At 80.3% G+C, this 1,094-nt stretch carries 1 protein-coding gene; it reads right to left on the bottom strand.

Annotated elements, in window-relative coordinates:
* Positions 1–1,094, bottom strand: a 1,094-nt coding sequence (locus ACFV0G_RS39620; protein ID WP_380558862.1) for an Ig-like domain-containing protein, incomplete at both ends; no start/stop codon positions are given.

Below are 1,094 nucleotides of genomic sequence, written 5' to 3'. Positions count from 1 at the left end.
GGGGGGGGGGGGGGGCGGGGGGGGGGGGGGGGGGCGGGGGGCGGGGCGGCGGCGCCCGCGCCGCGTGGGGGGGGGTGGCCCCCCCCCGCTGGGCGGGCTCGGGGTGCTGTGTCGCGCGGCGCCCCGGGGCGCCACCGTGTCGACGGTGAGCGGCACCGGTCGCCCGGTGGTGCGGTTGCCGGCCGCGTCCACCGCGGTGGCGGTCAGCCGGTGGGCGCCCTCGGCGAGGTTCTCCACCGGCAGGCAGGACCATGAGCCGTCCGCGGGAACCGCGGTGCTGCACAGCTCGCCGGCCACCCGGCCGGAACCGGGCGGCTCCGCCACCGAGACGGTGGTGCCGGGTTCGCCGACACCGGTCAGCAGCAGGCCGGGGTCGTTGGTGAACTCCGGCAGCGAGAGCACCGGCGCCGCCGGGGGTGCGGTCCTGACGGTCAGCCGTACCGGCTCCCCGCGCACCTCTGCCCCGCCCCGGGTGGTCTCCACCGCCGTCAGGGTGTGCGGACCGTCGCCGAGCGGGCGTTCGGGACGGCAGCTCCAGGCGCCGTCCCGGCCCGGCTGGTCGCTGCAGAGCGCCGCGCCGTCCGCGGTGACCGCGACGGTCGCGCCCGGCGCCCCGCCGTCCCCGCTGACCACCGGGCGGGCGTCCGCGGTGACGGTGCCGGTCACCGGTCCGGTGATCTCCGGGCGGGCGGAGCCGGCGGCCAGCCGGATCCGCTGGTCGACGACCTCTCCGGAGTCGGCGAAGCCCCCGGAGGAGACCAGCGGGGCGGCGTCCCTGGCGATCCGCAGCCGGGCCCAGGTCTCCCCCGGGACGACGCCGCGGTCGGGCACCGGCCATTCGAGGCGGGCGGTGGCGGCCCCGGCCGGGATCTCGGCCTGGACCCGCTCGGTCGGGTCGAACCGCCCGTTGCGGTCGAAGTCGACCCACCCCGCCAGCACCGCCGGCGCACCGCCGGTGCTCACCGGGACGTCCAACCCGTAGACGTCGCCGGCGGCCGCCTCCGCGGGGAAGGCGAGCGTGGGGTCGGCCCCCTGGTACTCGCCGCGGCCGGGAGAGCCGCCGGCGAGCACCGGGGCCGCCCACAATCCGTGCC

Source organism: Kitasatospora sp. NPDC059571 (genome assembly GCF_042735675.1).
Lineage (GTDB): Bacteria > Actinomycetota > Actinomycetes > Streptomycetales > Streptomycetaceae > Kitasatospora.
This window is presented reverse-complemented; position numbering and strand designations above follow the sequence as displayed.